The following is a 23,802-nucleotide window of genomic DNA, read 5'->3' on the forward strand; positions in this document are numbered from 1 at the left end:
TTATATTTTATATTATTTCTGCATTTTTGCATGCCACCCACCCCACCTTATCTTTGGCAAAACGGATTTTCATGTAATTGTCTTTTTTTTCCAGCACCCGTACCCGTGTACCGGCATGCAAATCAAACAAAAGCGTGGCGTTCTCCATGGTTCCGGAACGTACCCCGGCCTGATCAGCAAGAATAACGGCCTTTTGAGTTGAATTAATCCGGTTATATTCAAGACCTGCAGCCAGGGTTGTTCCGGCAAAAAGCAGGCAAATAAAAATACCGATGCCCGAAAAAATCTGTCTGCTTCTGACTTTTTGCACCGTTGCCCAAATAAAAAAACAAAAAGAGAGTGTAATGGAAGCATACTGAAGCCATCTTAAGGAAACCAGTCCCTGCCAGAAATAAAGAATGTCGGCAACAGAAAATTTAGGTTCTTTTTTATCTTTTAAAAGGCTTTGGGCATAGGCAAGATTAAATTTCAAATCCGGATCTGCCGGTGAAAGTTTTTTTGCCCGTTCATACCAGAGGATGGCCCGGCCTATATCTTTAGCTTTCAAGTATGCATTCCCGGTATTGTAGAAAAGATCGGGATTGTTCACGCGGGTTTTGGCAATGGACTCAAATTGTGCGGCAGCATCGGCATAATCTCCAGACTTATAGGCACGTACCGCATCCACAAACATTCCCGCCTTGTCCTTTGCAGCGTGAACCTGTTTTGGAACGGTGGAGTCAATGGTATTCTGGGTATTCTGAGCCGCCATGCCTGTGCCCCGGGACATGAAAAGGGCTATTCCCACACAGGCCACAACCATGAGCGTACGGATCAGGGATGACACCTGGGCAAGGCATGTTCGAGCGGTGTTCTCATCCATGGTCTTCCCCCCGAAACGGGCTGCATCCATGGTATCCATCAGCTGGGTGACCTTGTTTACGGTTTCCTGGTCCCGGCCGCTTTGGGACAGAATCTGCCGGGCCTCATCCCGGGTCAGGCTTTCGCCCCCCTTGCCACTCCGGGCCAGGACGGCATAGGTAAGCGCTGAAGACAGACCCGGCAGAAAGCCGGGATTGTCAGGAGAAATTTTACGTGCTTTTTTCAGATAATCCCATGCCTTTTCACGGTATTGTTCTTTCAGGGATTTTTCTCTGGCACCAAGACGCATGGCTGTGCTTGCCGCCCCAAACCCTAAAGCCGGCAGGCAAACCAGGAAGGTAAACCAGGACATGGAAAGGCAGGGCCGTGAATGGATACCTGCAATATCTTCTTTAATATCCAGAATATCTCTGTTCTGCAACTTAACCTCGGATTTTTTAATCTTGGGTGCCGGTGTGCCTGTATCCATATTTGCTGCAGGAGCTGCATTTACAACGGTCACAGGACCGCCCGGTCGGACGTCAAGGGTTAACGGCGTTGTAGTAACGGTCTTATACGTGATTGAATCCGTATCAAAGAATACCAGACAAAGCCCCGGGATAACCGCTTTGCCGGGCACAGAAGCCACCAAGGCCTGCTTGAACACCTTGTGTCCCTCAAAGCCCTGCGCTGTGACCTGTACATCCTGGGCCGGGGTGTCTTTATACACCTTGAATTTAGCCGCATCCAGGTTCAGGGCGGGCAGGGCCGCATCCATAATATTTCCCGTACCCTTAATGATAACGGTCAATGTAGCGGATTCGCCTGTTTTCACCGTAGTTTTATCCAGTGCACTTGATATGGAAAATTTTCCCACAAGGCCGGAAAAAGGCTGGCTACCTTTATATTCCGGCAAAGGGGAAACGATTAGATCCACAGGGTTGGACACCACGCGTACGGGCTTTGCCGGTGTGGTATCAAAAAAAGAATCCCGGAAAAATGAGTCATTGAACATCGAATTAAACGGATCACGTTGTCTGGATCGCTGCATGGGCACCTGGGCCACAAAAATAGCCGGAGAAATGGTAAACTGCCCGGGGGCGTCCGCCTGGACCAAATATTTTGTCTCATTCACCATAAAGGCCCGGCCGTTGATGGTCCGGGTGTATTTGGACCAGTCCGTCAACTGCTTGGCTGTCAGGCCTTTAAACCCAGGAGCATCAAAGGAGGCTCCCTTGATCCGTTTGGCCACACACAGCTTCAATGTATACACCGCCTGTTGTCCCGGTACGATATGATTGCTGCTCAGGGAAGCTTCGGCAAAAAAATCGCCTTTATCATCATCAATCTGCGCAGAGGGTTCGTTCACCAGAATTTTGATTTCCCGGGTCAACACGGATTCGCCGTCCCGGACACAGGTGATGGGCGGGATCGTCAGCACACCGGTTTTTAAAGGAATTAACATATACCGATACACGACCTGATGGCTCCATGTCCCGTTGATATAGCTTCTGCTGGACTGGGTGCCAGCCGGATTAACCTGGAATCCGGTTATGGATGATGTATCCACGTCGGCCTCACCATCTTCCACCGTCACCTGCAATGAGACAATATCCTGGGAGGTAATGCGGGTCTGATCCACCTGGGCCGTGGCGGTAAAGGCAAGGGCCGTGCAGGGCAGGCAAAAGAGCAGTACTGCAATTGCCCAGCCTGCCATATGAAAATACTTTGGATTCATAATCGTAAGATTACCAGTCTTTGTCATTGTTCCGTGCTCCGGTTTGGGGGATCAAGGCCATGCCGGGTTTATCTTCCAGGCGGTTGAGACGGTTTTCAAGCATTTTAGATTGAGCCTGCTGCATGTTCTCCTCTCCTTTTTGCCCTTTGCCGGCTTTTGCAGCCTGGGCAGCCTGGGCCTGGGGATTTTTTGCCGGCATGTCCTGATGCTGATCCGCCCCGGCCTGGTCTGCTTGGGGCTGATTGGGCTGCCGGGCACTTTCTTCGGATTTATTTTGCTGATTTTTATCAGTCTGATTTTTCTGCCCCTGTTTATGATCCTGGTCCTGTTTTTGAGACTGACCTTTTGGGCCTTTTTTGCTTTGATCCCCTTGATCCTTATTTGGCTTGTCCTGATCTTTCTGCTCTTTATTCTTTTGATCCTGGTTTTTCTGATCTTGCTGCTGCTGTTTTTGCTCTTCAAACTTTTTTTTTACAAATTCAAGGTTTTCTTTGGCCTGGGTGTCATCGGGAAATTCCTTGAGCAGGTTCTGATAATCCTCAATTGCCTTATCTAAGTGGTTTTTACGGTAACGGGTGTTGGCAAGGTTATACAGGGCATTGTGCTTAAGTTCCCTGTCCGTTGCATTCACCGCCTGGGCAAAGTTGGATTCAGCCAGGTCATATTCACCGGCGGCATAGGCAGCCGCCCCGATATTATAATAGAGACGCGGGTCATCCGGATTTTCAAGCTGGGCATCAATAAAATGCTTTTTTGCCTGCTGGAACTGTTTGTCGTCCCAGGCCTGTATGCCCTGCTTCACCGGTGAAGTCAACAATCCGGCCCTGGCAAGTCCCGGTGTCATAAGGCCCATGGCAATGGCCAGACAAATCAGTGAGCGCCCGCCTTTAACACCGCGTTTCCGGCCGGGTCCCTGGGGAAAGACCAATTCTGCAAGCAGCAGCAGTACGCAGGGAAGCAAAGCCCATTGGAACCGTTTTTCCCAAACCTTTTTGCGGCCCTGGGTCAGCTCCTTTCGTTCCATGGTCCCCAGGATATCGCCGGAATAGATCTGCTCAAGGTCCATGTCCCCGGCCACAGACCGTACATACCGGCCCTGGGTCATGGCAGTAATTTTTTTGAGCATGGTTTCGTCCACTTTTGATAAAATGATATTGCCTGTACCATCCTTTTTAAACCCCCCGCCCTTGGCCGGAATCGGAGCTCCGGCAGGGTCCCCTACCCCGATGGCGAAAATACGGATTTTCTCCTTGGCAAATTTTTCTACCACTTTGGTCAAGGCGGCTTCATCGCCGGCTGTATCCTCACCATCAGTGATGAGAATAATGGCTTTGCCCGCAGTGGATGCAGGGTCAAAACCGTTGTAACAGGTCTCAAGGGCTGCGGTCAAATCCGTGCCCCCCACAGGCAAATAATCCGGGTTCAAAGCATCAAGAAAAATCCCGAAAGCGTTATAATCAAGGGTTAACGGGCATTGCAGCACCGCAGCACCGGAAAAGGCCACAAGCCCGGCCCGGTCCGAATGCATTAACCGGGTCAAATCAATGATTTCCCGTTTGGCCCGGGTCAACCGTGTGGGGGAGACATCCTGGGCCAGCATGCTGCGGGAACAATCCAGAGCAATCATGATATCCACCCCTTTCTGGGTGGTTTTTTCCCAGCGATATCCAGCCAGGGGACCTGCCAGAGCCACCACAGCAAATCCTGTGGCAACTACGGCCAAAACAGCTTTGACCCATTTGGGGCCATAGGAAAATCCGGGCAGAATCTGATCAAACATGGCGGATTCCGCATACCGGGCAAGAATCTTTTTGTGCCGGAAAATGCCATACCCCAGCAATCCTGCCAGGGGCAGAAGTCCCCACAAAAAAAACAGAATATATGGATGGTCAAATTTCATGTGTGCATCCTTTTAGCCGCTTAAGGCAGTTCCAAAAGTCTTGTGCTGCCCAGGCCCAGACATACAAGGTAAAGCAGCAGTCCCGGGATCAAAAACAGCGTATAAAGCTCCTTGTAATCCACCCATTTATCCACCTTGACCTTTGTCTTTTCCATTGAATCAATCATCTTATATATTGATGCAAGACTGTTAGTATCTTTGGCTTTAAAAAAGGTCCCCCCGGTCTGTTTTGCAATTGAATCCAAGGCATCCCAGTCCATATCCACCTGGCGGTACACATACTGCTTTCCAAAAAGGGAGTCCACAAGAAAAGGGACCTTGCCCCTGGAGCCCACGCCAATGGTGTGGATTTTAATTTTTCTTTGGGCCGCAATCTTGGCGGCCTCATGCCAGGACAGTTCCCCGGCATTGCTTTTTCCATCGGTGAGCAGGATAATGATGTTCGATTTGGCCGGGATATCTTCCAGGCGCTTTAGCGAAATGCCCAGGGCATCGCCAATGGCGGTGCTGGGTCCGGCAGCACCGATCTTCAAATGATCCAGCATGAATGCAATGGTGTTGTAGTCCCGGGTCAACGGCACCTGGGTAAAGGCATGGGTTCCAAACACCACAAGGCCGATGCGGTCCCCTTCCCGTTTCATGATAAAATCGGAAACCACCCCCTTGACTGCGTCAAGGCGGGTGACAATCTTGCCGTCGCGTTTGAAATCAAGGGCTTTCATGGACCCTGACAGGTCAAGGGCCAACACAATATTCACCCCTTTGGTCTCCACATTGATCTTGCGCTCGCCGGCCTGGGGCCGGGCAAGGGCAATAATCATCAGGCTTAAGCCCAGCACTTTCACCAACGGCATAAAACGGGCCGCCAAAACAGCAAAACTAAAAGGCACCCGGAAAGTGCCGGTCAGACTTGACACCCGGATACTATGGCCCGAAGGCTCTGGAAGCCATTTGAATGAAAACCGTTTTGTATTTTTAGCCGTATGAATCAGCAACCAGATCCAGGGCAGGATAAGCAGCAACAGAAACCAGGGAGAGGCAAATCGAAACATCAGGCATCCTCCGCGTCTTCTCTGGTTGCCGCATCTGCGACGATCTGTTCGATCCGGGCCACAAGGTTACCGGCAAGGGCCAAGTCCTGCTGCATACGCCCGGCATCCAGGGGGACCTGGGCATCCAGGGGCATGTAGCGGATAGGATCGCACTGATCCTGGAACCGAATCAATTCAGTCTTAAGCCCTATATCCAAAAAATCAAGGCGTTTAACAGCCCTGGCCATTTCCTGGGAGGTCATCTCGGAACAATTAATTTGAAACGTGCCTGAAACATAGGCTTTCACAATACGGCCCAGTTCAAAATAATATATTTTTGCGTCATTGCCGAAATCAGCCATGCACCTTTCCAGGTCCCGGACTGCGGTTTCGTAAGGGGAAAGCAGAGGAAGGGCCTGGGCCTCCTGGGTCCTATTTTTTCTTTTTTTAAGCCAGTACCGGACCATCAGAGCAACGAGTGCAAAAAGGACAACCGCCCCTGCACCCCAAACAAGCCACCGGACTAGTACCGGATCCAGACCTGTCATTACCGGCGGCCGTATGTCATGAATATCTTCAAGCATCAGCGCCTGCTCTCCCGAAGCATGAAATACCGGGTCAATACGTCGGATACACTATCCGCGGTGGTGACATCCACAAGATCCACCCTGGCTTTGGTAAACACCGATTCAGTCAGAGTATGAATTTTCTGCCGTTGATTCGTATACCATTGCCGCATCTTTTTGCTGCCCGCATCCATAAGCGTCTCTTCTCCGGTTTCAAAATCCTTTACCCGCACAATCCCGGCAAGGGGCAGGTGAAAGGCACCATCATCAAACACGCGCATCCCCACCACCTCATGACGCCGGTTTAAAAGCCGCAGGCTTTTTTCGTACTCCGGACTCAGATAATCGGAAATCACAAATGCAAAACTGCGCTTTTTCGTAATTTTTGCCATGAAATCCAGGGCACAGGCGATATCCGTCCCCACGCCCTTGGGGGCAAAGGTAAAAATCTCCTTGATCACCCGCCAGATATGGGCAGATCCCTTTTTGGGCGGGATATACTTTTCCACCTGGTCCGTGAAAAAAATCACTCCCACCTTGTCATTATTTTTAATGGCGTTAAATGCCAGAACAGATGCCAGTTCCGCCACTTTTTCAAGTTTGCTGCCCGAATGGGTCCCGAAATTTAAAGATGCGCTCATGTCAATGAGCAGCATGACAATGGATTCGCGCTCCTCTCTGAACAGCTTGACAAACACTTTACCGGTACGTGCCGAGACATTCCAGTCAATGGACTTGACATCATCACCCGGGGCATACTCGCGCACCTCTTCAAATTCAATGCCCGAACCTTTAAACACAGACCTATACTGCCCTGCCATCAGGGTATTGACGGTTTTGCGGGACTTGATATGAATTTGCTTGATCTTTTTTATGATATGAGCAGGAATCATTTCATGATCACCTGTAACTATTTCTTATGGGACTTCTACGGAATCAAACAGATCCGCCACCACCTGATCGGTTGAAATCTCTTCGGCCTCGGCCTCAAAGGAGAGCAAAATTCTGTGGCGCAGCACATCCGGTCCGGCAAGTTTTATGTCTTGCGGCGTAACATAGGCCCGGCCGGCAAGAAATGCGGTAACCCTTGCGGCCTTGGCCAGGAAAATGGTTGCCCGGGGCGATGCCCCGAATTCAATATAATGACCTGTCTGCATTTTGCAGGATTCCGGATTTCGTGTGGCAAAGATCAGGCTGACGATATATTCTTTGAGTTTTTCATCCACATATACCTGATCCACCAGACTTTTTAGTCCGGCAAGGTCCTCACATGACACGACGGACGAAATCTCTTCTACCGGGGTAAAACTTATCTTTTTAAGGATCTCGAGCTCCTGGGCGCGGCTGGGGTATTCCACCAGTACCTTGAGCATGAAGCGGTCCACCTGGGCCTCGGGCAGCGGATAGGTACCCTCCTGCTCAATGGGGTTCTGGGTAGCCAGCACCAAAAAGGGGGATGGCAACGCATAGGTGGTGTCACCGATGGTCACCTGCTTTTCCTCCATGGCTTCCAAAAGTGCGGACTGCACCTTGGATGGGGCCCGGTTGATTTCGTCAGCTAAAATAATATTGTTGAACAATGGGCCTTTACGGGTAATAAAATCTGTTGTCTTTGGCCGGTAAATCTCGGTACCGGTCAAATCAGCCGGCAATAGATCCGGGGTGAACTGGATGCGTTTAAAATCTGCCTGAACCGCAGCTGCCAACGCCTTGACCGCCGAGGTTTTTGCAAGACCCGGCACACCTTCAATGAGCACGTGCCCACCGGTAAGAAGCCCTGTCAGCAGGCCGTCAACCAATTTTTCCTGGCCCACCAGGGTTTTGCCCACCTCACTGCGGATGCGGTTCACCAGAAGATGGGCGGTTTCTATCTGCTTTGTGATTTCTTCCATAACTTAATCAATCCTTTGCTCCAGCCTTTGCGCTTGACCATTATTTCAGGCGGGCGGAAAAAAGACCCGGCCCTGAATGAACAATTTTTTTTATTTTAATATAGCGCTGTCAAATGTAGTGTCAAATGACAAAAAGGTTATGTTTAGCGCAAAGGGCTCAATGTCCCGGCAATTGATCCGGCCCGGTATATTCTATTGATTTTTTTACCTTGGTAAGGCTACTCTTACAATTAATTGAACTTCAAGGAAAAAATGAGGCCTGCAATGACAAAAGGAAAAGTGACGATTATAGACGGTGGCATTGGAAGAGAACTGGAACGCCGGGGCGCGCCGTTCAAACAGCCGGAGTGGTCAGCTTCGGCCATGATTGAAGCCCCTTGGATCGTCAAGGAGGTCCATAAAGCATTTATTGCAAGCGGTGCTTCTGTGATCACAACCAACAGTTACGCATTGGTCCCTTTTCATCTTGGTGAACAACAATTTAAAAAACAGTGCAGGACCCTGGCAACCATCGCCGGTAAGACAGCTCGCGCAGCCGTCAATGAAACCCGGAGTGACACTCGCCCTCCCACACGCGTTGCAGGTTCCATCCCCCCATTGTTCGGCTCCTACCGAGCCGATTTGTACAGACCGGATCGGGTGGTTGAAATTGCAACCCCTCTAATAGAGGGGCTCTCTCCCTATGTAGATTTATGGCTATGTGAAACCCAAAGCCTGATCGACGAGCCTGTCCGTATCAAATCTTTGACCCATCACTTGGATATGTCAAGCAAGCCGTTCTGGGTTTCTTTCACCCTGGATGATTTACATTTAAATCGCGAACCAATGTTGCGCTCCGGCGAATCTTTGGTGGATGCGATTAAAGAGATGGTTAATGCAAAGGTGGATGCTGTTTTATTTAACTGCTGCCAACCCGAGGTCATCGGCCAGGCCATTCAGATAACCAAGCGTCAGTTGGCACGCCTGGGCGCCGGGAATATTGAGATCGGTGCCTATGCAAATGCGTTTCCGCCACAGACGGAAGATGCAAAGGCCAACGAGAAGCTAAATGATATCCGTGCTGATTTAACCCCGTCATCATATCTGAGCTGGGCTCAAAAATGGGTTCAGGATGGTGCGACGCTGATCGGCGGATGTTGCGGCATCGGCCCCGAGCATATTGCAGTATTGTCCAAATTTGCCCAAACACTTGATATTGACCCGGACGTAAATAAGATGGTATAAAAGCTCTCATTTCAACCTGCGTATGTTTAAAGAATATGGACAAGCAAGCAATAAAAAGAGATTTATTTGATTTTGAGGTGGGCTATCTGACCCAAAGCCCATGTGTTAATTGTGAATTCAGGGAAAACCTGCCCAAATGTCATGCGGATTGTATTCTTTTAGACCAAATCCAGACCCGACTGGCCAGGGGCATATCTTCCCAGTCTTCCCGTTATGAAAGCTGAACCGGGACTGCCTTTTCACATCTCCTCCCGATCTAAAATAAAGCAGCATCTGACCCTTAAACTTTATAACGATCTTAAAAGAATCCGAACTTCATCAGGATACACTCTTGATCAGGCCATCAGGTCCGGCATTGAAAATCCTGATTCAAGCATTGGTATCTATGCCGGGGATATGGAAAGCTATAAGTGTTTTGCTCCAGTGCTGCTGCCCATCATTGAGGACTATCACCAACTTGCCCCGGAGTGGTCTCATAAACCCGGCCTGAGGGAAGCGGTGCTGCCGGACCTGGATCCCAAACAGACATTCATACGTTCAACCCGGATACGGGTGGCAAGGAATCTGCGCCGGTTTCCTTTTTCATGCAACATGAATAAAGATCAACGACTGGCCCTGGAAGAGACGGTAAAAAAGGCCTTTAAAATCCTGCCCGAAATATTATCCGGCACCTATACCGCGTTTACGGATTTGGATGAACAACAGTTTAATGCCCTGCTTGAAAAAGGACTGGCCTTTCCTAAAGGCGACCGGTTCATGGATGCTGCAGGCATAAACCGGGATTATCCCCTGGGACGCGGCATATTCACAAGCCGGGACAAAGTGATCCGGGTGTGGGTCAATGAGGAAGATCATCTGCGCATCATAGCCCAATCCCCTGGCGGGGATATTGCCGATGTTTTTAACCGGCTGATAGAAATGATCAAGGCATTAGAAGCTAAACTTGATTTTGCTTTTAACCAGAAAAAAGGATTTCTTACCGCCTGCCCCACCAATATCGGGACAGCCATGCGGGCAGGTGTGCATATTCATCTTGGAAAACTGGAACAAAACCTATCTCTCCTTGAAACCATAGCCAGGGATCACCACCTGCAGATCAGGGGTACGGGCGGGGAAAAAACAGCTATTGAAAAATCGGTCTTTGACATCTCCAATGCCCGCAGATTAGGCATCAGCGCCAATACCATCCTAACGGATCTTCATAAGGGGGTGCAGGCCGTCATTCAGGCTGAAACAGAAATATAGTATTATCAGTGTGGTCCATCGTTCAGACACTATATAACGGCCACGGGCCGTCCTTGGTCTATCTACACCCAGGCTTCGGCCCACAACAAAGATGGAAAGAATCCAGTTAGTTGCTGGAGACTTTCATATAAAAAAAATCCCGGTCCTTTTCAGGACCGGGATCCGGTAAATTCATATATCAGAAAAACGTTTATTCGCTATCGACAAGATCAGCCAGCACTTCATCTTTGATGCTTTGTTTGTCACCAGCCAGGTGCCGTTTTTGCTTTTCTTTAAATTTGGTGATCTGAGTTTTAATTTTTTCAGCCACACTATCAATGGCTGAATACATGTTGTTCTCTTCAGCCTCACCCCTGGCATGAATTTTCAACTTATTGCAAGTCAAATTGATGTCAGCAATGCTGTGTAATTTTTCCTCAGACAGGACAACCTGGGCCTCGGCCGGGTATTCCAGCATTTTATCTAATTTATTTAATTTCTTTTCGATATGGGATTTTACAGCGTCAGATGAAGGGACATTCTTGAAAGTGATTGAAATGTTCATAGGCTCTCCTCTTTATTGGTGAGATGATGATTCAAAATAACATAATCCCTGCCATGACTCAATGATAGACCGTTATATAATTAAAGTAAATCTGCAAACTGTGGATTAATTATCTTTTTTAAGATTTTTTATCAGATTCAGAGGTATTGTTTTTCGAAACAACCTTGGGAAACAGGTCTTCTAAATCCAATCCTTTGATTTTTTTTAGACAGTCTGAAAGGGCTTCGTCCTCTGTGCTGCCCGCACCCTGGTGTCTGGATTCTGCGATGATGTTCACAAGGTTGGGCACAGCTATATAATCTGCTGCCAAATTCCCCTGGATTTTTTTATGAACATCAATATAGATCATTCTGCCGTTGCGGATCAGATTATACCGGGTTACCCGGGTTAAAATATCTTTAACATTAAGTTCCATTTGATTTTCTCCTTATTTTAAGGTAGACCTGCCATACTTTAAGATTGTTTGCAAGTTTAATTAAAAAGGTGGCTGCCGCAGAAGGCAAAAGGCGGCTGGCACAATGTAAAATAACATAAGCCGGGCAGCAGGAGCCGGACAACCAATTTTAAATTGAAGGAAAGACCTTCACAATATGTCATCCTCTTTTTCATTTTTTTCATTGCCTGGAAACAGCACCTGGGCCCAAGGCCATAAAAATTTACGAAAAACAACCGGGCAATTGATTGCAGACCGCAAATCCCTGGACCGGGTTTTCATCCGTCCCGACGATGAAAACAGCAAAAAGACCCTGGTTAAATATATGGAGCAGATCCTGTTCGGACTGCACGATTTCCTTAACCGGCATGTGGGCGTCACCGAAGAGATCAGTATCACTGAACTGGCTAAAAATTACATGGATGTTGAGATCAGTGACCATCCCCAGAAAAATCTGGGCCAGGTTATTGAAGATATCATTAAAGACATTGCCCCGAAAGCGGTGAATGTGGCATCGCCTTACTTTATTGGTCACATGACCTCTGCCCTGCCCTTTTTCATGGTGCACCTTAAAGCCATTACTGCGGCCTTGAACCAGAACCTCATTAAAATGGAAACCTCTAAGGTACTGGCCGTTATTGAAAGGCAGGTGCTGGCTAAAATCCACCGCCTTATTTTCAAACAAAGTGATGAATTTTACCGGGCACATGTCCAGAATACCCGTACTGCTCTGGGTGCATTTACATCCGGCGGCACCACCGCCAACATGACGGCCATGTGGGTGGCCAGAAACCACCTGTTCCCGCCCAAAGACGATTTTTCAAGTATTGAAGAAGACGGCCTGTTCAAGGCTATGCAGGTCCATCAAACCGACCGGGTGGTGATCCTTGTATCCCGGCGGGGACACTACTCTTTAAGAAAAGCAAGCGGGATACTGGGCCTGGGCAATAAAAACATCATTGCCATAGATGTTAAACCCGATCACACCATAGATATAGACAAACTTAAACAGACGATCCTGGACCTGAAACAGGAGGGACGTACAAAAATTGCCGCAATCGTGGGCATTGCCGGGGCCACGGAAACAGGAACCATTGATCCGTTGCCGGAGATGGCCGATATCTGTGAACAAGAGCAGATTCATTTTCATGTGGATGCAGCATGGGGCGGGCCGATACTGTTATCCGACACCTATGCCCACCTGCTTTCAGGCATAGAACGGGCGGATTCGGTCACCATTGACGGCCACAAACAATTTTACATGCCCATGGGAGCGGGTATGGTTTATTTTAAAAACGCCTTGGCCCTTGATGCCATTGCCTACCATGCCCGGTACGTCAACCGGAAAGGCTCTGTGGATTTAGGTATCAAAACCCTTGAAGGTTCACGGGAGGCTGCCTGCCTGATCTTGGATGCCTCCTTAAAAATTATGGGCGCCAAAGGGTATGCCCTGATGATTGATCACGGTATTGAAACAGCCAGGGCATTTGCCCAAAAGATAGAAGAGCGGCCTGAATTTGAACTTGTGACCCCACCCGTACTCAATATTCTGACCTACCGGCTGGTGCCTATGGCCTTCCGTCAAAAACTGAAAACAGCCAGTGGGCAGGAGCGCAAAAAATTAAACCAGGAGCTTGACGAAATTAATATCCGTATCCAGCGCATCCAGCGTGAAGCAGGCAGAAGTTTTGTCTCCAGAACCCGCCTCAAACTCGTGCCGGAAGATGACTTCATGGTGGTGGTGCTCCGAAGTGTTATCATGAACCCCTATACCACCGAAATTATTCTGGATGACATTCTGGATGAACAGGAAAAAATTTATCATCAATTTTGATGACGTCATAAAAAGCCTGCGCCTTCTGCCTTATGGATTCCGCCGGACGCGCAGGGGGTGAAGAAACAAGGATAAACGAAACAGGTCACAAACGGTTATAAATATCTTCGTTAAATCCGATAAATATATTTGTCTGTCGAATCACTGTGGGGGCGCGTAGATTCCCGGTCCGACCCAAGGCATGCTTTAAAATCTCTTCGGGTTCCGATTCGTCCGGCACAAAGGTCAATACTTTGTTTTTACCTTTTGCGATATAGACATGATTCTGATGTTTGATCACGTCCCAGGCGCTTTGCGCATCTATTTTTTCCTTTCTTGCATCAACCGTTAAATCCACTGAAATTTTGTGTTCTGAAAAATAGGCAAGCGCCTTTTTACAGGACGTACAGCCTTTTCTGATATAAGCCCACTCAATAGTCATTCTTCGCTCCTTATTATTTCCGGTACAACAGCCATGGGCTGACCTGGTCTATCAGCACCCAGACTCAGCTCACAACAAAGATAGAAAGAATCCAGTTAGTTGCTGGAGACTTTCATATAAAATGCCAAATGACTAATAATTATCCACCGACTGGCTAAAACCTGACCAGTCAATTTCTATCAAAAAACGCATATAGCATATACTCCTTTTAATATCAAATAGTTATATATTTGGCACGACAATTGAAGTATAAAATTACAAAACTCCATGAGTTTTTATTTTAATACCTACGTTTAATAAGGAGAGTGTAACATGACTAAAATTTCAATCAAAAACCTTATTTTTTTTGGGACAATTCTTCTGGTAACCGGATTTGCAGCTTATGCGTTTGCACATGGCGGCGGATACCATATGGGAGGCGGATACGGTTATGGTATGATGAATGGATACGGATACCACCACATGGGTGGCGGTGGCCATATGTGGAATAATCTGTCCGTAGAGGACCAGCAGAAGATGCAGGATCAGATGAATGACTTCTTTTCTTCCACCCAAGAATTAAGAGAGCAGTATTACCAGAAACGTGTTGCATTATTAAAATGAAAGCAGATGAAGATGATGAAAAATATAATTTCCATTGGCATAGGGGTATTGGCCATAATATCCGTATTCACAGGAAGTTCCATTGCCGGATGGGGTAACGCCCAGGCCTTCTATCCCGGTGGTCACATGATGGGGGGCGGATATATGGGCTGGTCGATGATTTTTTTCTGGGTAATCCTTCTGATTGTATTGGTTTTTGTTTTTCGGTGGCTTATTAACCTTGGCCAGTCAAACAATACGCATCAAACCGCGTTGGATGTATTGAAAAAACGTCTGGCAAACGGTGAAATTGATATCGAAGAATTTAAAGAAAAAAGCAAGTTTTTATGATCACCCCTTGATTATTATAGTCACCACTGCCAGAATAAGAGCTATCTGTATTCCATTAAATCGTATCGCCGAACTCTACATTAGAAAACGAAAATGAACCAGAACAGCGACACATTATTCCGGTCCGGGCCATTTTTTTTTAAGGCAGAATGAACAGTCTTTTGCGGCGCGAGTCTCTGACAATTCAAACGCTGTGGACATAATGAGCGCAGGCGGACAAACTTGAATCAATCCTTACCCGATTCAATTGCCCGGTGATCAGTAGTCAAATGCCATTTACAAAAATTTTTTCTCAAAACGCTAAGCGCAGAAAATCATGCTGCAATACCCCACAAAATCATCAGCGGGCTGTAAAGGATCAAAACTTGAGGCGTAGTCAAGGCAGACGCCTTTGACTGCGCCCATTCTTTTTGCCGCAGCGGCAGCTGCACAGGCTGCTCCGGCACAGCACATATTATGGTGTGTCAATCCCTGGTGAATAATCTGCTTTTCATCCATGGCTGTTAACACTTTAATGGCAGCCGCATCATTCTCCTTGGATACCCAATCAAACGCTGCCTGGCCTGATCCTGCCGGTTCAAAGCCGAATCGCGGGCCGTAATGGGTCATGTCTGTGGAACCTACCACAGCCAGGGAGCGGCCCAGGTCCTTTGCAACCTCAACTGTGGCCACGCCCAAAGCTTGCGCCGCATCCGATGGCGATACAGCGCACACCACAATCCGGGATTTGGGAAAAAAATATTTAATAAACGGATATTGCAGTTCCAAGGTATTTTCTTCGGGGAAGCGGTTGGGCCCTGATTGTTCCAGGTTGACACCTTCTGTCCCGGCCCGCCGCACCAGGGCATCTGTAAGTTCCCGGTCAATCTCAATGGTCCCCAAAGGGGTATCAACGGCCGTACAATTCAGAACAAAGGCAGGGGAAGCGGCATGCATGTGAACCCCGAAAAGAATAATGGTATCCACACCCCGGCTGCCATGGGCCAGTGCTGAAAAGACCCGGCAGGCAAGTTTCCCGGAATAAATCCAGCCGGCATGGGGCACAATCCCCGCCACAGGATTATCCGGGAATTTTGTATCCTCTCTTTTGCTTAGATCATCACTAAACCGTTTAATGGCAGATCGGCACTGGTCTGCTGATCCCGGATACCATGATCCGGCAAATGCCATTTTCTTTACACCCATGATTTGCCCTCCCCCAATTCTTAACGCTTTATTTTACCACGAAGAACTCGGAATTCATGAAGATATATTAGGGTACTAAACTTCGTGTTCTTCGTGAACTTCATGGTTTTAACCTAAAACTATCTTAACTCTATGACATTGCCCCAAACTTTGGCAATTATCCCAGTTTTTCCTTAACCTTGGTGCGCAGCCATGCAAGCCATGGTTCCATGCCTTCCCGGGTTTTGGCGGAAAGTTCAAATACCGGCATGCCCGGATGCACCTTGCCCATATTTTCCACGGCCAGAGCCGCATCATAATCCAGATAGGGCAACAGATCTATTTTATTTAAAATGGCAGCATCCGCCACCTGGAACATGAGCGGGTATTTTAAGGGCTTGTCCTCGCCTTCGGTGACACTTAACACCACAGCCCTTGCATCCTCGCCAATGTCAAATTCCGCAGGGCAAACCAAGTTGCCGATGTTTTCCACGATGAGCAGATCCAAGTCATCGCATCCCAGTGACCTGGCCGATGATTCAATGAGGTAGGCGGCCAGATGGCAGTCTCCCCCGAACTGGTCCGTGTTGATCTGGGTCACTTTGGCACCTGTTACGGAAAGCCGGTCCGCATCATTGGTGGTGCAGACATCGCCCACGATCACCCCTACCCGGATATCGGGCATCAACTGCTCCAGGGTCCGGCACAGGGTTTCGGTCTTGCCGGATCCCGGTGATGACATCATGTTCAGGACAAACACCTGTTTCTCTCTAAAAAAGGCCCTGTTTCTATCTGCATCGGATTCGTTTTTTTCCAGTACCCGTTTTTGTATATTTATCTCCATAAACTATCTCTCAATTTTTTTATTGTTTCTCAATTGTCTAATCATCTGCCAGTTCTATGGACGAAATCTCAATCTCCCGTCCCGAAATCATGGTCACCTGCCCGGTCTTGCATGCAGGACACCCAAAGGCAGGGGCATCGGTCTGCCATTCATGGCTACAACTTTCACAGCGCAAACACACCGGCACCTCGTCAATGATCAGTTCAGCGCCTTCAAGGGGGGTATCCTTAGCGATAATCTCCAGACAAAAGGAAAGGCTGTGCTCCACCACGGCTGCCAATTTGCCGATCCTTAAATTCATTTTTTCCACCCTGGGATTTTCAATGTCATCGGGGATGGCATCCAGGGCGATGGTTACCAGTTGCTGGGCAATACCCATCTCATGCATGCTTACTGATCCTGCCTTAATTTGAAAAATTGTTGTTGAAATTCAGGGAATTTGTCTTCCCTTATTGCATGACGCATTTTAGCCATAAGATCAAGATAATAATAGAGATTATGAATGGTGTTCAGACGATAGGACAAAAGCTCCCGGGATTTATACAGATGGCGAAGATAGGCCCGGGAGTAGTTGCGGCAGGTATAACACCCGCAGGTTTCGTCAATGGGGCGTTCGTCTGTTTTGTATTTGGCATTGGGGATATTTACGGTGCCGGTATGGGTAAAAAGCTGGCCGTTTCTTGCATTTCTGGAGGGCATTACACAGTCAAACATGTCGCACCCCATACCCACCAGGGTTACAAGGTTCTCAGGCGTACCCACCCCCATAATGTACCGTGGCTTTTGTGGTGGCAGCAACGGCAGGGTGTGGTCAGCCATCTCATACATCACTTCGGTGGGTTCTCCCACGGAAAGACCGCCAATGGCAAAGCCGGGAAAATCAATGGCCGTGATCTGTTCGGCGGATAACGAGCGAAGATCTTTGACCATGCCGCCCTGGACAATGCCGAACAGGTTATTGACCGCGCCGTTTTCCTGCCAGAAGTCAAAGCCTCTTTTCGCCCAGGCCGTGGTCTTGTTCAAGGCGTCAGCCACCTGCTGGTCCGTAGCCGGGTGCCCTTGGCACCAGTCCAGGGACATCATGATATCCGATCCTAGAATCATCTGGATTTCAACGGCCCGTTCCGGTGAAAAAAAGTGCCGGGAACCGTCAATATGGGATTGAAAATGTACCCCTTCATCGGTGAACTTGGCCAGTTTTGCCAAAGAGAAAAACTGGAACCCCCCTGAGTCGGTGAGCATGGGCTTATCCCAGGCCGTAAAGGCGTGAAGCCCTTTCATGGTTTCAATGACTTCGCAGCCGGGCCTTAAATATAGATGATAGGTATTGCCAAGAATGATCTGGGCCCCGCAATGTTCGAGATCTTCCTTTGACACGGCTTTCACCGATCCCACAGTCCCCACGGGCATGAAAATGGGTGTTTCAATAACCCCGTGGTCCGTGGTGATCCGCCCCAAACGGGAGCGGTCCCGGCCGTCATCTTTTTTACTGTTATCTTTTATCAGGTCAAATGTAAGCATCTTTGATGTTTCTTCTATGAAAGTCCAAATTTAGCGACTTTTATGTTTTATTATGGGTTGAGATTAGGTGTCGAAGACCGGGGCAGCCCATGGCTGTCACTCTATAAACATGGCATCACCATAGCTGAAAAACCGGTACTTCTCAGCCACGGCAACCTTGTAGGCATCCAAAATCCGTTCCCGGTCATAAAAGGCGGAAATCAGCATGAGCAGCGTGGATTCAGGCAAATGAAAATTGGTGATCATGGCATCCACGCATTTGAACCGGTAGCCTGGATAGATAAACAGATCGCACCGGCCCTGGCCGGCCGAAATGATGCCGTCATCGTTGGCACAAAACTCCAGGGTCCGCACAGAGGTGGTACCCACGGCAATTACCCTGCGGCCGTCCCTGCGGGCCCGGTTAATTTTTTCAGCAGTCTGCTCATCTACAATAAAATATTCCGAATGAATCTGATGATCCCGGATATCCGTTACCCGCACCGGTACAAAAGTGCCATACCCAACATGCAGGGTGATTCGGGCCACCTCCACACCTTTTGCAAAAAGCGTTGCAAGCAGGTCGTTTGTAAAATGAAGCCCGGCCGTGGGTGCTGCCACAGCACCTTCGGCGTTTGCATAAACCGTCTGGTAATCCTGCCGGTCTCTTTGCTCATCCATTTGTGCAGAGGCGCCTTTGCCCTGCCCCGAATTCTGATCCCGTTTTATATAGGGCGGCAAAGGCATTTTACCTGCTTTTTTTAACCGGGATAAAAACGCAGTTCCCCCGTCAAAACAGACCACTGAGATCCGGTCCCGATGCTCAATCACTGTGGCCTTGATACCCTGCCCCAACTCAAGCACAGTACCCGGTTCAGGCCTGCGGGAGGCCCTGATCAGACAATCACACTGAAACCGTCCTGTCTCGGTCAGATGTTTCATACCGGCAGCATAATCAATGATGAGCACCTCTACGCGGCCCCCTGTGGGTTTATGGCCTAAAAGCCTTGCCGGCACCACCCGGGTGTCATTGACCACCAGCAGATCACCGGGACGCAGCAGATCAGCGATATCAAGAAACCTGCGGTGATTGATGCCGTGGTGCTTGCGCTCCAGGTGCATGAGCCGGGACAGACTTCTGTGTTCACAGGGTGTTTGGGCAATCAAGGATTCGGGCAAATTATACGCGTAATCAAACAAATTGTACATCAGCCGATCTCCATGGCAAGGTATATTACCCCAAGGCCCGCCAGCATCATAAAGAAGCCAAACCGCCTCAAGGCGCCTTCGGGCATTTGCAGAATCATCATTACCATCTCCCGCATTTTATTGGGCGAGATGAAATAGGGCAGCCCTTCCACAAACATGACCATGCCCATAACACAGAAAAAAAATTTCATTGAAAAGCGTTCCTTTTCTTCTTTTATTAGAGGTACCCTTGATTATTAAAAATATCAAGGTTATAAAGGAAGGCTGTTAAGAACTCAACCCCGGGCATGGGTGTTTTCATGCACCGGGCACCCAAAGGAACCAAATATCACATGGCATTTGAACCTGTTATCGGACTAGAGGTCCACGCCCAACTCAAAACCAAGACCAAAATCTTCTGCAACTGTTCAACCGCTTTCGGCAAGGCCCCAAACGCCAATACCTGCCCGGTATGCACAGGCATGCCCGGGGTTTTACCGGTACTGAATAAACAGGCCGTTACCTTTGCCATCAAGGCCGGCCTTGCCACCAACTGCACCATCAACCGGGAAAGCCGGTTTGACAGAAAAAATTATTTCTACCCGGATCTTCCCAAGGGGTATCAGATCTCCCAGTTTGCCAAGCCCATTGCCGAACACGGCTTTCTGGATATTGAAGCGGATGAAAAGGAAATACGCATCGGCATCACCCGCATTCACATGGAAGAAGATGCCGGAAAGCTGATCCACGATCCCTTGCGGGGAAAAAGCATGGTCGACCTGAACAGAACAGGGGTTCCCCTCATTGAAATTGTCAGTGAACCCGACCTTCGCACGGCGGCCCAGGCTGGTGCATACCTTAGAAAACTGCACGCCATTTTAAAGTATATTGACGTGTGTGACGGCAACATGGAGCAAGGCTCATTCAGATGCGACGCCAACGTCTCCCTGCGGCCCGTGGGGCAGGAAGAATTCGGCACCCGCACCGAGCTTAAAAACCTGAACTCCTTTAAAAATGTGGAAAAAGCCATCCTGTACGAAATCCAGCGCCAGACCTATGTACTTGAAGAAGGGGGACAAGTCATCCAGGAGACCCGTCTGTGGGATCCTGACAAAAGCCGCACCGCATCCATGCGGGGTAAGGAAGAGGCCCACGATTACAGATATTTCCCGGACCCCGATCTTGTGCCGCTCATTGTGGATGATGCCTGGATACAGGACGTGCGTGCCGGCATGCCGGAATTGCCCGATGAAAAAAAACAACGGTTTATAGAGGATTATGGGCTGTCTGAATATGATGCCGGTGTTTTAACCGCCAGTCTGGACATGGCCAATTTTTTTGAAAACACGGTTAAGCCGCTGAAAAACATCAAGCAGGCCGCCAACTGGATCATGACCACATTCATGGCCATGCTCAACGCCAAAGGCATTGAAATCAATGAATCACCCGTTGACGCCGTTGGGTTTTCAAAACTTCTTGGACTTCTGGAATCCTCCCGGATTAATGCCAATGCCGCCAAAACGGTTTTTGAGCAGATGGTTGAAACCGGGAAAGATCCCGAATCCATCGTCAAAGAAAAAGGCCTTGAACAAGTATCAGACCAGGGCGAACTTGAAGCAATGGTGGATGAAATAATTAAGGAAAACCCGAAAGAAGCTGACGCTTACAGGAATGGAAAAACCAAGCTGTTCAGCTTTTTCATGGGGCAGGTCATGAAAAAGACCCGGGGCAAGGCAGACCCCAAAGTGGTCACGCCCATGCTCAAATCAAAACTGTAAAAAGGGAAAAGCAAATGAAAAAAGCGCGTACTTTTATGAAAGCGATGATAACCGTTTTTATATTTAGCGGATTGATATGTCCATATACGGCCTTTGCCAGCACCCCTGAAACCCTTGCAGTTCTCTCCTTTGACATCAATGCCGATCAGAATAAGAATCTGGAGTACCTTAAAAAAGGCATCTCAACCATGCTCTATTCCAGGCTCACCTGCCCTGAAAAAGTTGCCGTTGTGCCCCCCAAAAAGATGGCGTCCATTGAAGCGGAATTAAAAGAATTTTCCGGCAGTAAACTGGTCCATCAGGCTGCCCGGAAAACCGGATCCAGATATGTGCTTTACGGCACCATCACCAGCCTTGCAGGTTCATTCAGCATTGACGCCAAGGTGTTTGACACAACTGAAAAGCAATATATGGCTTTTTTTGAACAATCCAAGAACAGTGACGACCTGATCAAAAAGGTGGACCGCATTGCCGCTGCCATAAACCATAAAGTTTTCAACCGTACGACGGTCACCTGGGAACAGATGGAACAGGAGAAACAGAAGAAACTCAATGAGTTAAAAAACCAGAATCCGGAAAACCTTATGCGGGTACCCACCGGGTGGCAACGCGAAGAAAAAATTGGCTGGAAAGTCTGGAAATATCTGTTCTAAATAGTGTCTGAACCAAAACCTGTGTTTGGACGAAAAGTTGCCCAGGTGCAACGCCGCAGATGGGCAAATTTTCGTCCAAATACGAATTACATGTAATCCACCAGACTTACGCCCATAACAGAGGATGTCGAACTTAACGCCGCTTGATAAACGGTCTGGGCGGATTTAAGATTCATAATGGCTTCCACGGTATCTGCATCCCGGACCGTGGAAAGTTGGCTGGTCAATGTCAAATCCGTATCCGTGATGGTGGATTCGGTGGTGATTGTACTGTCGTAAATGGTACCCACAGTCGACATGCTTGAGGTGAGACTTTCATAATGATTTTCCAGCCGGGTCATGGCCCGCTGAATGCCGTCCACATCGTCATTCTCCAAAGCCGATTTCAAATCAAAAATCGTATCCCAGATACTCCAGGTGGCCTCTTTACCTTCCACAGGAGCGGATGAAACATCTTGGTCACCAAAACCAAGATCAGATTTTGCACTGGAGTCACTATTTGTGCCCGATGAGAAGAGCAATTCAAAGGATTCAAGCCGGCGGCCCGTATCAAGATCCTCGCTGATGGTAAATCTTTTGCTGTCTTCATCATATTCAACCGAGTAGTTAACCCGGTTGCCGTTTTCAGCAGATGCGGTTTCAAGGGCTTTTTCCACGGCCTCGGCATAGGATTCACCGTCTGCGTAAGAAGCACCGTCTTCTAAGGTGGCTGTCAACTGTACACTGGTTTCACCGTCCCTTGTGGTTTCTGTGAAATCAATGGTGTTGTTTACTCCCGGCACCACGGTAACGATCCCTGACACCGGCGTAATCCCGGATACCGGCGAAAGCATTGTGGTTTGAAAATCAAACCCAAGATCCGGCAAAATACTTGCATTTTCATACCCTTGGGTAATGTCAAAGGAGATGGCAGTACCCTCTTCCGGGGTTTCATTCAGATCGACAGCAATATCAAACGCACCGTCACCATCCACATCTATTTCTATGGTTTGGCCGTTGGCGTCAATTTCGGCAGCAAGCCCGTATCCGGGATCATTGGTAACCTTCCAGGTGCCGTCTTCGGTGTAAGTCAACGTTAAGGGTTCTGAGCCGTCATCCGGGGTGTATTCGGTCAGGGATGCGTCGTTTATAATTTGAATTTCAACGTCGTTAAAATCCTGGTTGGCGGCTTCAAAATTGACAATCCTGGCGGTTTCGGTCTGAACGTTCTCAAAAGTTACGGTAGTGGTGGTATCACTACCGTCTGTACCAATGGAAAAGGTGTTGGTTTTTTCATCATATCCCACCTCATAAACGACACCGTATCCATATTCTTCAGAGGCCTCATTCAATGTATCTTCAACAACAGCCGCAAGTTCTTCTTTGCTGTAAGTACCGCTGGTAATCGTCGCCTCAATTGTCAAAATATTATCTTCTCCGGCACCGGGATCTTCGGTGAAAATGATCTGGTGATTGGTGGTATCGACGATGATTTTATCTTCATAGAACAGGTCACTGCCACAACAGTCCAGGGATATGGTGGTGTTCTTTGAAATGCTGATGTTTACTTTTTCACTGCTGCCATTATAGGTTACGCTGGTGGGATTATCATCATCGTCATAGGTAAAAGGCGTTGTCTGGTTGTCATCACCGCCGAAGACATACCCGCCATACGCATCCGTATTGGCAAGATCCAGAAGGCCGTCAAGATACACCTGCATGCTCTCTGCAGCGTCGGATCTCTCCTGGTAAGAGGCAGAAGCATTGGCCAAAGACGAGGATAACAGTTTCATCTCAGCCAACTGATCCGCCATGGCGTCCAGGGCTGTTTCAGCCGTGGTCAGCACGTTTTGGGCCTGATCCACATTCACCTGATACTGGTCAAATGCAGCCAGGTCGGAATTGATGGTGAGCACCTGTTTCATACCCGTTGGGTCATCAGAGGCGGAACTGATTTTCAGATTATTGGATACGACGTTATTGGCATCGTTCAAATCAGAGGTGAGCCGTCCAAGCTGGTATGTGGCCTGTTTGTATATGCTTATGGTTGCGACTCTCATGGCGGACCTCCTATAGGATCTGTGTTATGAATTGA

The 23,802-nt window shown here is 48.5% G+C and carries 23 protein-coding genes; 7 read left to right on the top strand and 16 right to left on the bottom strand.

The window, feature by feature from the left end:
• Nucleotides 1-7 precede the first annotated feature (7 nt).
• Genes B147_RS0115765 through B147_RS0115790 form a run of 6 tightly spaced genes read right to left on the bottom strand, consistent with a single transcriptional unit; the run spans nt 8 to nt 7,967 of the window.
• Nucleotides 8-2,605: a BatD family protein gene (locus B147_RS0115765; protein ID WP_020588164.1), complete on the bottom strand. Its 2,598-nt coding sequence runs from the start codon at nt 2,603-2,605 to the stop codon at nt 8-10.
• Nucleotides 2,589-4,478: a VWA domain-containing protein gene (locus B147_RS0115770; RefSeq protein ID WP_020588165.1), complete on the bottom strand. Its 1,890-nt coding sequence runs from the start codon at nt 4,476-4,478 to the stop codon at nt 2,589-2,591. The genes B147_RS0115765 and B147_RS0115770 overlap by 17 nt, the downstream gene beginning before the upstream one ends.
• 20 nt (nt 4,479-4,498) lie before the next feature.
• Nucleotides 4,499-5,530: a VWA domain-containing protein gene (locus B147_RS0115775; protein WP_020588166.1), complete on the bottom strand. Its 1,032-nt coding sequence runs from the start codon at nt 5,528-5,530 to the stop codon at nt 4,499-4,501.
• Nucleotides 5,530-6,093, bottom strand: a complete 564-nt coding sequence (locus B147_RS0115780; protein ID WP_020588167.1) for a hypothetical protein — start codon at nt 6,091-6,093, stop codon at nt 5,530-5,532. The genes B147_RS0115775 and B147_RS0115780 overlap by 1 nt, the downstream gene beginning before the upstream one ends.
• Nucleotides 6,093-6,968, bottom strand: coding sequence for a DUF58 domain-containing protein (locus B147_RS0115785; RefSeq protein ID WP_020588168.1), 876 nt, complete (start codon nt 6,966-6,968; stop codon nt 6,093-6,095). Before B147_RS0115785 ends, B147_RS0115780 begins: the two co-directional genes overlap by 1 nt.
• A gap of 24 nt (nt 6,969-6,992) precedes the next feature.
• Nucleotides 6,993-7,967 (bottom strand): AAA family ATPase, encoded by a 975-nt coding sequence (locus B147_RS0115790; RefSeq protein ID WP_020588169.1) that lies wholly within the window; start codon nt 7,965-7,967, stop codon nt 6,993-6,995.
• A gap of 264 nt (nt 7,968-8,231) precedes the next feature.
• Here B147_RS0115790 and B147_RS0115795 point away from each other — a divergent pair, with 264 nt between their 5' ends.
• Nucleotides 8,232-9,191, top strand: a complete 960-nt coding sequence (locus B147_RS0115795) for a homocysteine S-methyltransferase family protein (RefSeq protein WP_211216945.1) — start codon at nt 8,232-8,234, stop codon at nt 9,189-9,191.
• A gap of 213 nt (nt 9,192-9,404) precedes the next feature.
• Complete coding sequence (locus B147_RS0115805) at nt 9,405-10,436, top strand: phosphagen kinase (protein ID WP_020588172.1); 1,032 nt, start codon at nt 9,405-9,407, stop codon at nt 10,434-10,436.
• 190 nt (nt 10,437-10,626) lie between these two features.
• On the opposite strand, the gene hpf is transcribed toward B147_RS0115805, so the two are convergent.
• Entirely contained in the window at nt 10,627-10,980 is a 354-nt protein-coding gene (gene hpf, locus B147_RS0115810; RefSeq protein WP_020588173.1) for a ribosome hibernation-promoting factor, HPF/YfiA family, read from the bottom strand.
• A gap of 118 nt (nt 10,981-11,098) precedes the next feature.
• Complete coding sequence (locus B147_RS0115815; protein WP_020588174.1) at nt 11,099-11,395, bottom strand: hypothetical protein; 297 nt, start codon at nt 11,393-11,395, stop codon at nt 11,099-11,101.
• Nucleotides 11,396-11,570: 175 nt separating this feature from the next.
• Here B147_RS0115815 and panP point away from each other — a divergent pair, with 175 nt between their 5' ends.
• A complete protein-coding gene (panP, locus tag B147_RS0115820; RefSeq protein WP_020588175.1) occupies nt 11,571-13,247 on the top strand; it encodes a pyridoxal-dependent aspartate 1-decarboxylase PanP in 1,677 nt (558 codons plus the stop codon).
• 85 nt (nt 13,248-13,332) lie between these two features.
• On the opposite strand, the gene B147_RS0115825 is transcribed toward panP, so the two are convergent.
• Nucleotides 13,333-13,668, bottom strand: coding sequence for an ArsC family (seleno)protein (locus B147_RS0115825; protein WP_020588176.1), 336 nt, complete (start codon nt 13,666-13,668; stop codon nt 13,333-13,335).
• Between the two features lie 312 nt (nt 13,669-13,980).
• Between B147_RS0115825 and B147_RS28615 the strand changes: the two genes are divergently transcribed.
• Both B147_RS28615 and B147_RS0115835 read left to right on the top strand, forming a co-directional pair.
• A complete protein-coding gene (locus B147_RS28615; RefSeq protein ID WP_020588177.1) occupies nt 13,981-14,271 on the top strand; it encodes a periplasmic heavy metal sensor in 291 nt (96 codons plus the stop codon).
• Between the two features lie 12 nt (nt 14,272-14,283).
• A complete protein-coding gene (locus B147_RS0115835; RefSeq protein ID WP_245569030.1) occupies nt 14,284-14,601 on the top strand; it encodes an SHOCT domain-containing protein in 318 nt (105 codons plus the stop codon).
• A gap of 300 nt (nt 14,602-14,901) precedes the next feature.
• Here B147_RS0115835 and amrB read toward each other — a convergent pair whose 3' ends face one another.
• The 6 genes from amrB to B147_RS0115865 form a co-directional block, all read right to left on the bottom strand.
• Nucleotides 14,902-15,786, bottom strand: coding sequence for an AmmeMemoRadiSam system protein B (gene amrB / locus B147_RS0115840; protein ID WP_020588179.1), 885 nt, complete (start codon nt 15,784-15,786; stop codon nt 14,902-14,904).
• Between the two features lie 157 nt (nt 15,787-15,943).
• The gene (gene hypB, locus B147_RS0115845) at nt 15,944-16,609 is read right to left on the bottom strand and encodes a hydrogenase nickel incorporation protein HypB (protein ID WP_020588180.1); all 666 of its coding nucleotides are present in this window, start codon (nt 16,607-16,609) and stop codon (nt 15,944-15,946) included.
• A gap of 37 nt (nt 16,610-16,646) precedes the next feature.
• Entirely contained in the window at nt 16,647-16,997 is a 351-nt protein-coding gene (gene hypA, locus B147_RS0115850) for a hydrogenase maturation nickel metallochaperone HypA (RefSeq protein ID WP_020588181.1), read from the bottom strand.
• Nucleotides 16,998-16,999: 2 nt separating this feature from the next.
• Nucleotides 17,000-18,130 (bottom strand): tRNA guanosine(34) transglycosylase Tgt, encoded by a 1,131-nt coding sequence (gene tgt, locus B147_RS0115855; protein WP_020588182.1) that lies wholly within the window; start codon nt 18,128-18,130, stop codon nt 17,000-17,002.
• Between the two features lie 96 nt (nt 18,131-18,226).
• On the bottom strand, nt 18,227-19,318 hold the full coding sequence (queA, locus tag B147_RS0115860) for a tRNA preQ1(34) S-adenosylmethionine ribosyltransferase-isomerase QueA (protein WP_020588183.1): 1,092 nt from the start codon (nt 19,316-19,318) through the stop codon (nt 18,227-18,229).
• Nucleotides 19,318-19,509, bottom strand: a complete 192-nt coding sequence (locus B147_RS0115865; RefSeq protein ID WP_020588184.1) for a DUF2065 domain-containing protein — start codon at nt 19,507-19,509, stop codon at nt 19,318-19,320. Before B147_RS0115865 ends, queA begins: the two co-directional genes overlap by 1 nt.
• Nucleotides 19,510-19,650: 141 nt before the next feature.
• On the opposite strand from B147_RS0115865, the gene gatB reads away from it, so the two are divergent.
• Together gatB and B147_RS0115875 are read left to right on the top strand one after the other, a co-directional pair.
• Nucleotides 19,651-21,075: an Asp-tRNA(Asn)/Glu-tRNA(Gln) amidotransferase subunit GatB gene (gatB, locus tag B147_RS0115870; protein WP_026259691.1), complete on the top strand. Its 1,425-nt coding sequence runs from the start codon at nt 19,651-19,653 to the stop codon at nt 21,073-21,075.
• 14 nt (nt 21,076-21,089) lie between these two features.
• Nucleotides 21,090-21,728 (top strand): hypothetical protein, encoded by a 639-nt coding sequence (locus tag B147_RS0115875; protein WP_020588186.1) that lies wholly within the window; start codon nt 21,090-21,092, stop codon nt 21,726-21,728.
• Between the two features lie 86 nt (nt 21,729-21,814).
• Here the strand turns inward: B147_RS0115875 and B147_RS0115880 are convergent, their stop codons facing one another.
• Nucleotides 21,815-23,767: a flagellin N-terminal helical domain-containing protein gene (locus tag B147_RS0115880; protein ID WP_020588187.1), complete on the bottom strand. Its 1,953-nt coding sequence runs from the start codon at nt 23,765-23,767 to the stop codon at nt 21,815-21,817.
• Between the last annotated feature and the right edge of the window lie 35 nt (nt 23,768-23,802).

This window comes from Desulfobacter curvatus DSM 3379 (genome assembly GCF_000373985.1).
GTDB classification, from domain to species: domain Bacteria; phylum Desulfobacterota; class Desulfobacteria; order Desulfobacterales; family Desulfobacteraceae; genus Desulfobacter; species Desulfobacter curvatus.